Source organism: Roseburia sp. OM04-10BH (assembly GCF_003462605.1).
Lineage (GTDB): Bacteria > Bacillota > Clostridia > Lachnospirales > Lachnospiraceae > Roseburia_C > Roseburia_C amylophila.
Genome location: NZ_QTZI01000001.1, coordinates 99,855 through 113,457, shown reverse-complemented (window position 1 = coordinate 113,457; position 13,603 = coordinate 99,855). Strand labels below are relative to the sequence as shown.

The following is a 13,603-nucleotide window of genomic DNA, read 5'->3' as shown; positions in this document are numbered from 1 at the left end:
TCTGTCGCAATTAATCAAATTGCGTCTGCCAGTCTTTGTTTTCATATGCATCAAAGCACATCTGTATCTGCTCTGCTGTGGTTTTCTCCACGGCAAGCTGTGCCGGCAGTTCGTTTCGTCCCAAATAGCACGTTTCTGTTGTCTCTATATTTTCATGGAAGCTTCCACCATTAGGCGTACACAGGACAAATATTTTCACCACACCATAAGGCAGATTGCATTTATTATGCTTCCGCCAGTCCTGAACTGCTATCAGTTTATCTGCCGTCACGGAAAGTCCTGCTTCTTCCCTTGTTTCTTTTATTACATTAGATGCTACCGACTGGTCCACATCGCACCAGCCGCCCGGCAATGACCAGGTGTCGTTTTTCTCATGTACCAGCAGGATTTTTCCATTTTCAAATACTGCTGCTCTTGTATCAACCTTCGGAGTCTGATATCCTGTTTCATTGCAGAAAAATGCTGTTACTTTTTCAACCGGGATCTCCATTTCGCAGGAAATCATTTCCGCAGCAATCTTTCGTAGCTCCTCATACCGCTCACGGTCATATTCATTTTCACCGTAGGCAAGTCCTGCCTGGGCAATACTTTGAATCCTGATTGCAGCTTCTGTCCATTTACTCATCATCGATTCTCCTCCATATTTTCATGCAGTTTTTTCTTTATACCTCGTTTCTTACTCCCGCTGCTCCACTACTCTGAGGCTGTCTTTTTCCACCTTACACATCAGAAATAATACCTTTACGCCTGCTGCCCGTGCCTCTTCCAGTGTTTCTTTAAACTCCGGGTGTGTCTCTTCATTTGCCCGGACTTCCGTTACGCCTTCCATCTGAATCACAAATGCCACAGCACATTCATAACCGGCTTTTTTTGCTCCAATCAATTCCCGTAAATGCTTTACCCCTCGCTCTGTTGGTGCATCGGGAAAATAACCGATTCCCTGCCGTTCTAAGGTACAGCCCTTTACTTCCATCAGATATTCCTGCATCCCTTTCTTCATATAGAAATCAATTCTGGAATTTCCATATTTATACTCCGGTTTCACTACATCATAATTCTGTGTTTCAAGCCATTCCTTTGCCACCTTATTGGGTGCCTGACTGTCAATATTTATTAAGCCAAAATTTTCTTTATAGACCGCAATCAGATCATAGGCTGTCTTTCGTGCCGGATTGTCTGCCACTTCCAGATAAACTTCCGCATCCGGAAGCAGCAGTTCCCGGCACCGCCCGGTATTCTTTACATGTACTGTCTGAATCTCATCGTCAATCTTAACATGGGCAATAAAGCGATTCGGGCGGTCTACAAAGCTTCCTCTTACTACTTTTTTATATTTCAATGTTCTGCCTCATTTCGTTTTTATAAGATATTCCATTTTTAGAAAGTCAGACGCATCTGGTTCCACACCACGTTTCCATGGGTAGATTCTGATACGCCTTCATTTTCAAAACCAAATTTCGCATAGTAATGTATCAGCTTATCCTTGCAGGTCAGCACCAGCCCTTTTCTTCCCTGGGCTTTTGCATCTGCAATAGCTCTTTTTAATAGCTGCTCTGCCAGACCGCATCTTCGATATGCAGGAATGGTATTCACGCCGAAAATCATCTGCCAGTCACCCTGTTCCTCATGCAGTTCTGCTTTTACATACATTTCATCTGTAAGGTCTTTCTGATTACTCACCATGCCATCTACAAATGCCACCAGATGTCCCTCATCAAACATCAGCCAGAAATGGTCTTTATAATATTTTAGACGTTCTGCAAATTCTTCCCTTGTTGCTGCCTCTGCCGGCGGGAAACATTCTGTCTCCACTGCTGTAATTGCATCAATATCTTCCATCTGTGCGGTACGGATTGTCATTTTGAGTACTCCTTTTATAAGTTTTTATAACCTTTTATAACTTTTATAAGTCTTTATAACTTTTTATAACTTCTCATATTCACTGCAATTGTACCATAATTTTTTCTTAAATCAATGCAAACTTCTCCCGTTGTTATAATGCTTTCCAAATACATCGGATAAGAATATATTTTTTCACTATTCGCATAAGCTACAAGAAAAGCACAGCAGCATTGCCCTCCTCAGGCAAATCCTGTTGTGCTTTTCTATAATATTTCCGTAAATACTTTTATTCCTTTGCCGGCACCAGACGGATATTCACTCCACTTACCTTTAAATCCACACCATCACTGAATTCCACATTTTTCACTTCAGAAGTATAAAGACCATTTCCGTCATCCACACCAAATATCTCATTCATTCCACCGTCAAGCAGATTGGATGAACTGACATTTCCGGTTCCTTCCACCGCTGTCACCGTATAGGTTCCTGCCGGAAAATCTGTTCCTGCGGTATAGTTTCCACTGCCTAATTCTACCGCCTGGGATTCATCATATTCTCTTCCGGTCATGCCACCAGTCACTTCTGTATAACTGACCTGTACAACTACATCTCCGGAAATATGAAATACTACATTTTCTTTCATCTTAAGTCCGTTAAAGGATGATTCGTAAAGATCATTTCCATCATCCACGCCGAACATCTCATTGACTCCACCCTTCAGAAGATTGGAGCTGTTTATATTTCCATTTCCGCTGACTGCGGTAAGGTTACATTTTCCAACCGGCAAATCAATACCTGCGGTGTAATAACCTGCTCCAAGGGTATATTCTGTTTCTACAGCGGATAAATCTTCTTCCGGTTCTGCATCTTTTGCATCGGAGTCCTTTGTCTTTGCGTCTTTGTTATCCGTCTGCTCTGTACCGGCAACAGAATTCTTTTTCGAATCCTTTTTGTCACTTCCGCTGCCGCCTGCTGCAATTGCAAATACAACTACTACAATAATTACCCAGAACTACCATTTCTTATAAATCGGTTTCTTTACTTTTTCCATTTTCTTGCCTCCCGGTTTTTCATCATTCTTAAGTATGAAATCATCATATACGAGTCGGAAGGCTTTGTGGTATGCCGGCAGCATACATTTTCAGCCGTGTTCAAAATCGGAGGCATCTTTCATAGCCCGATAACTTTCGATATTTTCTATTTCAGAGGCAGACCAAGTAAGGTTATTTTTACATAGTTTTCCAGCTTCATGCCAAAATAAAAGATAGTAAGTGCCAGTATAATCCGGATTATAATCCGTACCGGCTTCTGCAGGGAGCGGATTCCCGGCACTTTGGTGTCCCACAAAAGGAAATTAAATCCAACCCCGCAGGATATCCACGCATAGATGAATACCGCAATTGCTTCCAGGCAAAAAGTCAATGGAGTCTTGCCATACAGCATCAGAAACTGTATGCTTCCCACAATCAGAAACAGATATACAAAAACTGCCACTATCTCTTTCCAGACAACTCCGGTCCGGAATCCCGGAAGAATCGTTTTCTTTTTTACAGCACCCGGATTTTCTAATTTTAATGCCTCCCGAAGTTCCCCGGCATTCTGATAGCGGTTCTGCGGGTCAATCTCTATACATCTTTTTATCACATTACAAAATGGTTTCCGGGCAGTCAGATGCACATTTGGCAACGTCCCCTCCAGCATCACATTCATAAGAACGCCCAGTGCATAAATATCTGCGGTTGCATCTGTCTGAAGGAAGCCATACTGCTCCGGAGATGCAAATCCTACGGTTCCAAGAATTGTCGTGTCTGCATTCTGATTTCGCTTACGTCTCCTTGCAATATCAAAATCCAGTAATTTTACAACTCCATCCGTAGAAATGAGAACATTTTTCGGAGAAATATCACGGTGTACGATTCCCTGTGCATGAATCTGCTCCAATGCTTCCAGTAACTGTCGGATATAATATTTTACAAGCTCCGGTGGCATAACGCCCTGCCGGTGCAGCTTCTCATCCAGTGTCTCACCGCTGATATATTCTTCTGTTACCATGCCGATGTCCTGCTGCTCTTCACAGCTTATAATCCTGGCAAGATGTGGACTTTCTAATTGCTGCAGTTTCCGGTAAACCGGAATACTGTCTTTTTGTATTGCTTTTTGAACCAGAATCTTTCCTGTGGCAGCATCCTGTATCAACCGGGTCTGATAGGGCGGCTGGCCCCCCAGTACGGTAAGCGGTATCTGCCGCTGCCGCCGAAAATCCTGATATAATTTTTCACTCATTTGTTATCACTTTTTCCTTTTCTACTTGAATTTTCATTCCCACAATTCTATGATAATCAATATCACTATAGCAGAAATGAGAGGATTCGCCAAATGAAAAAATCAACCCAGGAACTTTTAGATATTTTGAAAAACACACCTGCTTTCTCCAACTATGCAGAGCAGGAGGAAGCTGAGCTGATCGAGGTCTCACTTTCGGATTATCTGAACCGGTTGATTCAGGCAAAAAATCAAGACCTGCCTTCTCTCATCCGAAAAAGCGGTCTTGACCGTACTTACTGTTATCAGATTTTTGATGGGCGCAAACGTCCTTCCCGTGACAAAGTGCTCGCCCTCTGCTTTGCCATGGACCTATCCTTTACGGAAGTGCAGCAGCTTTTAAAAGCTACCGGCTATCCAATTCTCTATGCCCGTATGGAGCGGGACAGTGCAATTATTTTCTGCCTGCAAAGAAACTGTGCTCTTTCCGATGCCAATGAGCTGCTCTATGAACTAGGGTACGAAGGGCTGGCATAGAAATTATTTTATATAACAGTTCCCAATCAGCCGGAATACCTGCTCTGCCGTATAGCTCATATTCTCATATGCCACTGTCTTCTGCATGGCTTCTTCCAATGTCATCACACCTGGTAAAATTGGAAATGCTCCATCTACAAGCTGCATTTCATCCTGCACTTTCCGGACGCCCTGTGGTTCAATGCTGCCGGCAAATACCAGTACCATGCAGTCCTTTTCTTTTGCCCGCTTTGCAATTCCAACCGGCGCTTTTCCCATAGCAGTCTGTCCGTCAAATCTTCCTTCTCCGGTCACTACGATATCAGCTTCACTTAATTCTTTCTCCGGCAATACCGCATCTAATACTATCTCTACGCCCGGACGTAAATCCCCGCCCAGATAAGATGCAAATGCGAAGCCCAGTCCGCCTGCTGCTCCGGCTCCCGACATGTTCCGGTTGTCTACGCCTAAAGCCTTTTCTGTTACATCAGCAAAATGAGCTAATGCCGCATCCAGTTTTACTACCATGGTCTCGTCTGCGCCCTTCTGTGGTGCAAATACAGCACTGGCTCCTGTTGTGCCACATAATGGATTGGTCACATCACAGGCTATTTCAAAAGTACATTCTTTCAGTCTCTTATCCAACGCCTCCGTATCTATCGTTTCCAGGTCTTTCAGTTCTTTTGCTCCAAATCCTATTTCAATTCCATCTTTTTTATAAAAATGACACCCTAAAGCCTGCAGCATTCCGACACCGCCATCATTGGTGGCACTGCCGCCAATTCCAATGATAAACTTACGGCAGCCTCTATCCATGGCATGGCTTATCAGTTCCCCCACACCATAAGTAGTGGTTTCCATTGGATTTCGTTTATCCACCGGCACCAGTGGCAGTCCGGCGGCTTCTGCCATTTCAATGACTGCTGTTTTATCAGGCAGGATACCATACGCTGCCTCGACCTTCTGTCCAAGGGGACCTGTTACCGCTACCTTTTCCAGACTGCCCTGCAATCCAGTGGTCAGGGCCGTTACTGTTCCTTCTCCACCATCTGCAACCGGCTTTATCATAACTTCTGCTGTTGGTATTGCTTTTTTAATACCATCTTCCACTGCTTTTCCTGCCTCTAAGGAACTTAAGCTGCCTTTTAATGAATCTATTGCTACGATTACTTTCATTGGATTTTCCTCGTTTGTTTATTCTACCACCTGTATAAAAGCTTAAAAGAATCTCTAACTCGAAAGGGAAACTCCGGCCTATCAAGCCAGAGCTTCCCTTCCTGTATCTGCATCAGTTCTTCGAACCTTACATTATTCTTCTGTAGAAGCAGTTACTTCTTCTTTTGCTTCTGTCTCTTCGATTTCATCTGTCACAGGTGCTTCATCGAATCCGTCAAAATCATCAAAGGAGAGTTCTTCCTCTTCGTTTACATCTGTGTTCAGTTTGATGTTACGATAACGCTTCATACCAGTACCAGCCGGAATCAGCTTACCGATAATTACGTTCTCTTTCAGACCAATCAATGGGTCAATCTTGCCCTTGATAGCTGCTTCTGTCAGAACCTTAGTTGTCTCCTGGAAGGATGCTGCTGATAAGAAGGAGTTGGTTGCCAAAGATGCTTTGGTAATACCAAGTAATACCTGTTTACCTTCTGCCGGCTCTTTGCCTTCTTCCTCTAACTGCTCATTCATCTCTTCGTAATCCAGATTATCTACTAATGTTCCTGGCAGGAACTCAGAATCTCCGTTATTTTCAATACGAATCTTCTTTAACATCTGACGAACGATAACCTCGATATGTTTATCATTAATCTCAACACCCTGCAGACGGTATACACGCTGTACTTCCTGAATCAGGTAATCCTGTACGGCACGTACGCCCTTAATCTTAAGGATATCGTGCGGATTTACAGAACCTTCGGTCAGCTCATCACCAGCCTCTAATACTGCTCCATCCATAATCTTAATTCTGGAACCGTAAGGAATCAGATAAGTCTTAGTCTCACCTGTTTCATTGTTTGTTACAATGATCTCACGTTTCTTCTTGGTATCTTTAATGGTTGCAACACCACCAAATTCTGTGATAATTGCAAGTCCCTTAGGCTTTCTTGCCTCAAACAGCTCCTCGACACGAGGAAGACCCTGTGTAATATCGTCACCGGCAACACCACCGTTGTGGAATGTTCTCATGGTAAGCTGTGTACCAGGTTCTCCGATAGACTGAGCTGCGATAATACCAACCGCTTCACCAACCTGTACCGCCTGACCGGTAGCCATATTGCTTCCATAACATTTTGCACAAACTCCGATGTGGGAACGGCAGGTAAGAATGGTACGGATTTTAACCTTGGTTAATGGTTCTCCATTCTCATCTACACCCTTGCTCATAATTGCTGCAGCACGTTTTGGTGTAATCATATGGTTTGCTTTTACAAGCACATTACCATCTTTATCGCAAATTGTCTCACAGGAGAATCTTCCTGTAATACGCTCTTCGAGACTTTCGATTTCTTCTTTTCCATCCATGAATGCTTTGACATACATACCAGGAATCTCTCTTCCTGTGCCTGCACAGCAATCAGATTCACGGACAATCAGATCCTGTGATACGTCTACCAGACGTCTGGTTAAGTAACCGGAATCGGCGGTACGTAACGCAGTATCGGACATACCTTTTCGTGCTCCATGCGCAGACATAAAGTACTCCAATACTTCAAGACCTTCACGGAAGTTTGATTTGATAGGCAGCTCGATTGTTCTACCGGTTGTATCCGCCATCAAACCACGCATACCTGCTAACTGTTTAATCTGTTTATCAGAACCACGGGCTCCGGAATCTGCCATCATGAAGATGTTGTTGTATTTATCCAGACCGGAAAGCAGTGCTTCTGTCAGCTCATCATCAGTCTCTTTCCATGTTTCAACAACTTCTTTGTAACGCTCTTCCTCTGTAATAAGACCACGTTTGTACTGTCTTGAAATGCGGTCTACCGTATCCTGAGCCTTTGCAATCATTTCCGGTTTCTGAGGCGGTACTGTCATATCTGAAATAGATACGGTCATAGCTGCTCTTGTAGAGTACTTGTAACCCATGGACTTAATATCGTCTAATACCTCAGCGGTCTTGGTTGCTCCGTGTGTATTAATAACTTTTTCCAGAATCTGTTTTAACTGTTTCTTTGCTACATGGAAATCGATTTCCAGTACCAGTTCATTTTCAGGCTTGCTTCTGTCTACGAAACCTAAATCCTGAGGAATGATTTCATTGAAGATAAATCTTCCCAGTGTGGACTCAACGACACCAGTCTTAACAGTTCCATCCGGCATGGTCTTATGAACACGCACATGGATTCTGGAATGTAAGGTCAGTGCCTGGTTCTCATATGCCAGAATTGCTTCGTTTACACTCTTATAGTATCCGCCTTCTCCTAAGGAACCTGGTCTTTCCTGTGTCAGATAGTAGATACCAAGAACCATATCCTGTGAAGGAACGGCTACAGGACCTCCATCAGAAGGTTTTAACAGGTTGTTCGGTGAAAGCAGCATGAAACGACATTCTGCCTGTGCTTCCTGTGACAGTGGTAAATGGGCAGCCATCTGGTCTCCGTCGAAGTCGGCGTTGTATGCGGTACATACCAATGGGTGAAGCTTAATTGCTTTACCTTCTACCAGGATTGGCTCAAATGCCTGAATACCAAGTCTATGCAGTGTAGGAGCACGGTTCAGCATAACCGGATGCTCCTTGATGACATCTTCTAAGACATCCCAGACTTCCGACTGTAATCTTTCAACCATCTTCTTTGCACTCTTAATATTGTGTGCAGTTCCGTTTGCAACCAGCTCTTTCATAACAAACGGTTTAAACAGCTCGATTGCCATTTCTTTTGGCAGACCACACTGATAAATCTTAAGTTCCGGTCCTACGACGATAACGGAACGTCCAGAGTAGTCTACACGTTTTCCAAGAAGGTTCTGACGGAAACGTCCAGATTTACCTTTCAGCATATCGGACAGAGATTTCAGAGCACGGTTACCAGGTCCGGTTACCGGTCTTCCTCTTCTACCGTTGTCAATCAGGGCATCTACTGCTTCCTGCAGCATTCTCTTCTCGTTACGAACGATGATATCAGGTGCACCTAACTCTAACAATCTTCTCAGGCGGTTATTTCTATTGATAATTCTACGATATAAATCATTTAAATCGGATGTTGCAAAACGTCCACCATCCAGCTGTACCATAGGTCGTAAGTCTGGTGGAATAACCGGGATAACGGTCATAATCATCCACTCCGGTTTATTTCCGGATTCACGGAAGGATTCTACCACTTCCAGTCTCTTGATGATTCTTGCACGTTTCTGGCCGGTAGCATCTTTTAATTCTGCTTTCAGCTCTGCTGCATCTTTCTCCAGGTCAATTGCCTGTAATAACTCAAGAATGGCTTCTGCACCCATTCCAACACGGAAAGAGCTGCCATATTTTTCCCTTGCATCCTGATATTCCTGCTCGGATAATACCTGCTTTACAGATAAATCTGTAGAACCTGCATCCAGTACGATATAGGAAGCAAAGTACAGAACCTTCTCCAATGTTCTTGGAGAAAGATCTAAGATTAATCCCATACGGGATGGAATTCCTTTGAAGTACCAGATATGGGATACCGGAGCTGCAAGCTCGATATGTCCCATACGCTCTCTACGAACGCTGGCTTTGGTGATTTCAACACCACAGCGGTCGCAGACAACACCTTTATAACGAATCTTTTTGTACTTACCACAATGACATTCCCAGTCTTTGCTCGGTCCAAAAATCTTCTCACAGAATAATCCGTCTTTTTCCGGTTTCAAAGTTCTATAGTTAATGGTCTCAGGTTTCTTAACTTCTCCTCTGGACCACTCTCTGATTTTCTCAGGTGATGCCAGACCAATCTGAATTGCATCAAACTGTATCGGCTGGTAAGTTTCCTGTTTTACTGTTCCTGGCATTAATGACACTCCCTTCCTATTTATTCTTCGTCAAGAACTTCATCGGCAGCATCGTCAAAATCGAAGCCTGCGTCATCATCCTCTTCCTCTTCTTCTACGTTGTTGAGTTCTCCACTCTCAGAATCAAATTCCTGTTTGGTAAAGCCCATCTTTCCGAAGGACTCGCTGTCTTCAAACGCGAAATCTTTATCGCCTGAGATAATGGAATTCAAATCTGTGTTACCATATTCGCTGGTCTCCATCAGTTCAACTTCGTTACGGTCTTCGTCTAATACTCTGACATCAAGACCAAGGGACTGAAGTTCTTTGAGAAGTACCTTGAAGGATTCTGGGATTCCCGGTTCAGGGATATTGTCACCCTTAATGATTGCTTCGTATGTCTTCACACGGCCAACCACGTCGTCGGACTTCACAGTCAGAATCTCCTGTAATGTGTAAGATGCACCATAAGCTTCCAGTGCCCAAACCTCCATCTCTCCGAAACGCTGTCCACCAAACTGAGCTTTACCACCCAGAGGCTGCTGCGTTACTAAGGAGTAAGGACCGGTAGAACGTGCATGAATCTTATCATCTACCAGATGATGCAGTTTCAGGTAATGCATGTGGCCAATGGTAACCGGTGAGTCAAATTCTTCTCCAGTACGTCCGTCACGAAGCTGAACCTTTCCGTCACGGGAAATCGGAACGCCCTTCCATAATTCTCTGTGGTCTCTGTTATCGGAAAGATACTGCATTACATCTTCACGCAATGTATCTTTATATTTTGCTTCAAATTCTTCCCAGGTGGAGTTGACATAATCATTTGCCAGTTCCAGGGTATCCTGAATATCAATCTCTCGTGCGCCGTCAAATACAGGAGTCTCAATGTTAAATCCAAGTGCTTTCGCTGCAAGACTTAAGTGAATCTCCAGGACCTGACCGATATTCATACGGGAAGGTACACCCAATGGGTTCAATACAATATCCAGTGGACGGCCGTTCGGCAGGAATGGCATATCTTCTACCGGAAGTACACGGGAAACAACACCCTTGTTACCATGACGTCCAGCCATCTTATCTCCAACGGAGATTTTTCTCTTCTGTGCAATGTAAATACGAACTGCCTGATTTACACCAGGGGATAATTCGTCACCATTTTCTCTTGTAAATACTTTCGCCTCTACAATGATACCATATTCACCATGTGGTACTTTCAAGGAAGTATCTCTTACTTCTCTTGCTTTCTCACCGAAGATGGCACGTAACAGTCTCTCTTCTGCGGTAAGCTCTGTCTCTCCCTTTGGAGTAACCTTACCTACCAGAATATCACCGGCACGAACTTCTGCACCGATACGGATGATTCCTCTTTCATCAAGGTCTTTCAATGCATCATCGCCGACACCAGGAACGTCTCTTGTAATTTCTTCCGGTCCTAATTTAGTATCACGGGCTTCTGCTTCGTACTCTTCAATATGAACAGATGTATAAACATCATCCTGTACTAATCTTTCACTCAGAAGAACAGCGTCCTCGTAGTTGTAACCTTCCCATGTCATGAATCCGATTAACGGGTTCTTTCCAAGAGCAAGCTCACCATTAGAGGTAGATGGTCCGTCAGCAATTACTTCTCCAGCTTCTACATGATCACCTTTGAACACGATTGGTCTCTGGTTGTAGCAGTTGGACTGGTTGCTTCGTGAGAACTTGGTCAGTTTGTATACGTCTCTTGTTCCATCATCATTCTTCATGGTAATCTGGTTTGACTCTGATTTCTCAATAGTACCGGATTTCTTTGCAACTACACATACACCGGAGTCTACTGCAGTCTTGGTTTCCATACCGGTTCCTACTACAGGAGCTTCTGTGGTAAGAAGAGGTACTGCCTGACGCTGCATGTTAGATCCCATCAGCGCACGGTTCGCATCATCGTTCTGCAAGAACGGAATCAATGCGGTAGCAACAGAGAATACCATCTTAGGAGATACGTCCATATAATCAAACATCTGCTTGTCATATTCCTGTGTCTCGTCTAAATAACGGCCGGAAACGGAATTTCTTACGAAATGTCCTTCTTCATCCAGCTTTTCATTCGCCTGTGCCACATGGTAATTATCCTCTTCGTCTGCAGTCATGTATACAACATCTTCTGTAACACGCGGATTCTTAGGATCTGTTTTATCAATCTTACGATATGGAGCCTCAATGAAACCATATTCATTAATTCTTGCATAACATGCCAGTGAGTTGATAAGTCCGATGTTCGGTCCTTCAGGAGTCTCAATCGGGCACATTCTTCCGTAATGGGAGTAGTGTACGTCTCGAACCTCGAATCCGGCACGGTCTCTGGATAAACCACCTGGTCCTAATGCAGATAAACGTCTCTTATGTGTCAGCTCACCCAGCGGGTTGTTCTGATCCATGAACTGTGACAGCTGGGAAGATCCGAAGAACTCTTTCACTGCTGCGGTTACCGGTTTGATATTAATCAGGCTCTGTGGAGAAATTCCTTCCTGATCCTGGGTGGTCATACGCTCACGAACCACACGTTCCATTCTGGAAAGTCCGATTCTGTACTGGTTCTGTAATAACTCACCTACGGCACGGATACGACGGTTACCTAAATGGTCGATATCATCGTCATTTCCAATGCCCCACTCCAAGTGCATATTGTAGTTAACGGATGCAAAAATATCTTCCTTGGTGATATGCTTTGGAACCAGTTCAGATACGTTTTTACGAATTGCTTCCTTGATATCTTCCAAGGATTCATTTTCATCCAGGATTTTCTTTAATGCCGGATAATATACCAGCTCAGTAATACCAACTTCCTTCGGTACTACATCAACATAGGTAGTGAGGTCTACCATCATATTAGAAAGAACTTTTTCATTTCTTTCTTCTGTAGCAATATATACTGCCGGAACAGCTGCGTTCTGAATCTCTTCTGCAAGCTCTCTGGTCAGCTCTGTTCCTTTTTCAATTACCTCTCCGGTAGTCTCAAGAACAACATCTTCAGCCAGCACTTTCCCACGTAAACGGTTCTTAAATGCCAGCTTCTTGTTAAATTTATAACGACCTACTTTTGCCAGGTCATAACGTCTTGGGTCGAAGAACATTGCGGTAATCAGGCTCTCTGCACTGTCAACAGAAAGAGGCTCGCCCGGACGGATCTTCTTATATAATTCCAGAAGACCTTCCTCGTAGCTTGTAGCAACGTCTTTTCCAAAAGATGCTAAAATCTTTGGCTCTTCGCCAAATAAATCTATAATTTCCTGGTTGGTTCCCAGTCCTAATGCACGCAGTAATACTGTGATTGGCACTTTTCTGGTACGGTCAACACGTACATAGAAAATATCATTAGAGTCTGTTTCATACTCTAACCATGCTCCACGGTTCGGGATTACGGTACAGGAATAGAGTTCCTTACCTACTTTATCATGCGCAATGCCATAGTAAATACCAGGGGAACGAACCAACTGGCTTACGATAACACGCTCTGCTCCATTGATAACGAAGGTTCCGGTCTCTGTCATGAGAGGTAAATCGCCCATAAAAATCTCATGTTCATTAATTTCATCTGTTTCTTTGTTATACAGTCTGACTTTTACCTTCAAAGGAGCTGCATAAGTTGCGTCTCTCTGTTTACACTCCGGAATTGTATACTTCACATCATCCTCACATAATGTGAAATCCACAAATTCCAAGCTAAGATGTCCGCTATAATCCTCAATCGGAGAGATATCTGCAAACACTTCTTTCAGGCCCTCGTCTAAGAACCACTGATAAGAATCCTTCTGGACCTCAATCAGGTTTGGCATTTCCAATACCTCTTTTTGTCTTGAGTAACTCATACGTATGCCTTTTCCAGCCTTCACCGGACGTATTCTGTTTTTCTCCATTGACGTTTCACCTCTCGTTTTTTATTCTCAATCCACTAAATTTCAGCAAATTATATTCTTTGGGCTTCATTTCCTAAAAAAGGATATAGTAAAGCCACCTCACCACAATAGTGCAACGTATATGA

The 13,603-nt window shown here is 43.6% G+C and carries 9 protein-coding genes; 1 reads left to right on the top strand and 8 read right to left on the bottom strand.

From position 1 onward, the window contains the following. Nucleotides 1-10: 10 nt before the first annotated feature. From DXB43_RS00555 to DXB43_RS00535, 5 genes are all read right to left on the bottom strand, one after another. Entirely contained in the window at nt 11-625 is a 615-nt protein-coding gene (locus tag DXB43_RS00555; protein WP_330417844.1) for an NUDIX hydrolase, read from the bottom strand. 51 nt (nt 626-676) lie between these two features. Beyond that, complete coding sequence (gene sfsA / locus DXB43_RS00550) at nt 677-1,339, bottom strand: DNA/RNA nuclease SfsA (protein ID WP_117946067.1); 663 nt, start codon at nt 1,337-1,339, stop codon at nt 677-679. 38 nt (nt 1,340-1,377) lie between these two features. Further along, nucleotides 1,378-1,860 carry a GNAT family N-acetyltransferase gene (locus DXB43_RS00545; protein ID WP_117946064.1) on the bottom strand — a complete coding sequence of 161 codons (483 nt, stop codon included), beginning with the start codon at nt 1,858-1,860 and terminating at the stop codon, nt 1,378-1,380. Nucleotides 1,861-2,128: 268 nt separating this feature from the next. Beyond that, nucleotides 2,129-2,629: a hypothetical protein gene (locus DXB43_RS00540; RefSeq protein ID WP_117946062.1), complete on the bottom strand. Its 501-nt coding sequence runs from the start codon at nt 2,627-2,629 to the stop codon at nt 2,129-2,131. Between the two features lie 410 nt (nt 2,630-3,039). Beyond that, complete coding sequence (locus tag DXB43_RS00535) at nt 3,040-4,125, bottom strand: serine/threonine protein kinase (RefSeq protein ID WP_117946059.1); 1,086 nt, start codon at nt 4,123-4,125, stop codon at nt 3,040-3,042. 93 nt (nt 4,126-4,218) lie between these two features. Here DXB43_RS00535 and DXB43_RS00530 point away from each other — a divergent pair, with 93 nt between their 5' ends. Then, nucleotides 4,219-4,641 carry a hypothetical protein gene (locus DXB43_RS00530; protein ID WP_022242935.1) on the top strand — a complete coding sequence of 141 codons (423 nt, stop codon included), beginning with the start codon at nt 4,219-4,221 and terminating at the stop codon, nt 4,639-4,641. Nucleotides 4,642-4,644: 3 nt separating this feature from the next. Here the strand turns inward: DXB43_RS00530 and DXB43_RS00525 are convergent, their stop codons facing one another. From DXB43_RS00525 to rpoB, 3 genes are all read right to left on the bottom strand, one after another. Continuing rightward, nucleotides 4,645-5,796 carry a glycerate kinase family protein gene (locus tag DXB43_RS00525; RefSeq protein WP_117946057.1) on the bottom strand — a complete coding sequence of 384 codons (1,152 nt, stop codon included), beginning with the start codon at nt 5,794-5,796 and terminating at the stop codon, nt 4,645-4,647. A gap of 132 nt (nt 5,797-5,928) precedes the next feature. Then, nucleotides 5,929-9,600, bottom strand: a complete 3,672-nt coding sequence (gene rpoC / locus DXB43_RS00520; protein WP_117946054.1) for a DNA-directed RNA polymerase subunit beta' — start codon at nt 9,598-9,600, stop codon at nt 5,929-5,931. A 20-nt stretch (nt 9,601-9,620) separates the two neighbouring features. Beyond that, a complete protein-coding gene (gene rpoB, locus DXB43_RS00515) occupies nt 9,621-13,478 on the bottom strand; it encodes a DNA-directed RNA polymerase subunit beta (protein ID WP_117946051.1) in 3,858 nt (1,285 codons plus the stop codon). Between the last annotated feature and the right edge of the window lie 125 nt (nt 13,479-13,603).

Excerpts from the sequence above, each read along its gene's own strand:
- DXB43_RS00555 (WP_330417844.1), bottom strand. The coding sequence starts at position 625 with ATGAGTAAATGGACAGAAGCTGCAATCAGGATTCAAAGTATTGCCCAG.
- DXB43_RS00545 (WP_117946064.1), bottom strand. The coding sequence starts at position 1,860 with ATGACAATCCGTACCGCACAGATGGAAGATATTGATGCAATTACAGCA.
- DXB43_RS00535 (WP_117946059.1), bottom strand. The coding sequence starts at position 4,125 with ATGAGTGAAAAATTATATCAGGATTTTCGGCGGCAGCGGCAGATACCG.
- DXB43_RS00530 (WP_022242935.1), top strand. The coding sequence starts at position 4,219 with ATGAAAAAATCAACCCAGGAACTTTTAGATATTTTGAAAAACACACCT.
- DXB43_RS00525 (WP_117946057.1), bottom strand. The coding sequence starts at position 5,796 with ATGAAAGTAATCGTAGCAATAGATTCATTAAAAGGCAGCTTAAGTTCC.
- rpoC (WP_117946054.1), bottom strand. The coding sequence starts at position 9,600 with ATGCCAGGAACAGTAAAACAGGAAACTTACCAGCCGATACAGTTTGAT.
- rpoB (WP_117946051.1), bottom strand. The coding sequence starts at position 13,478 with ATGGAGAAAAACAGAATACGTCCGGTGAAGGCTGGAAAAGGCATACGT.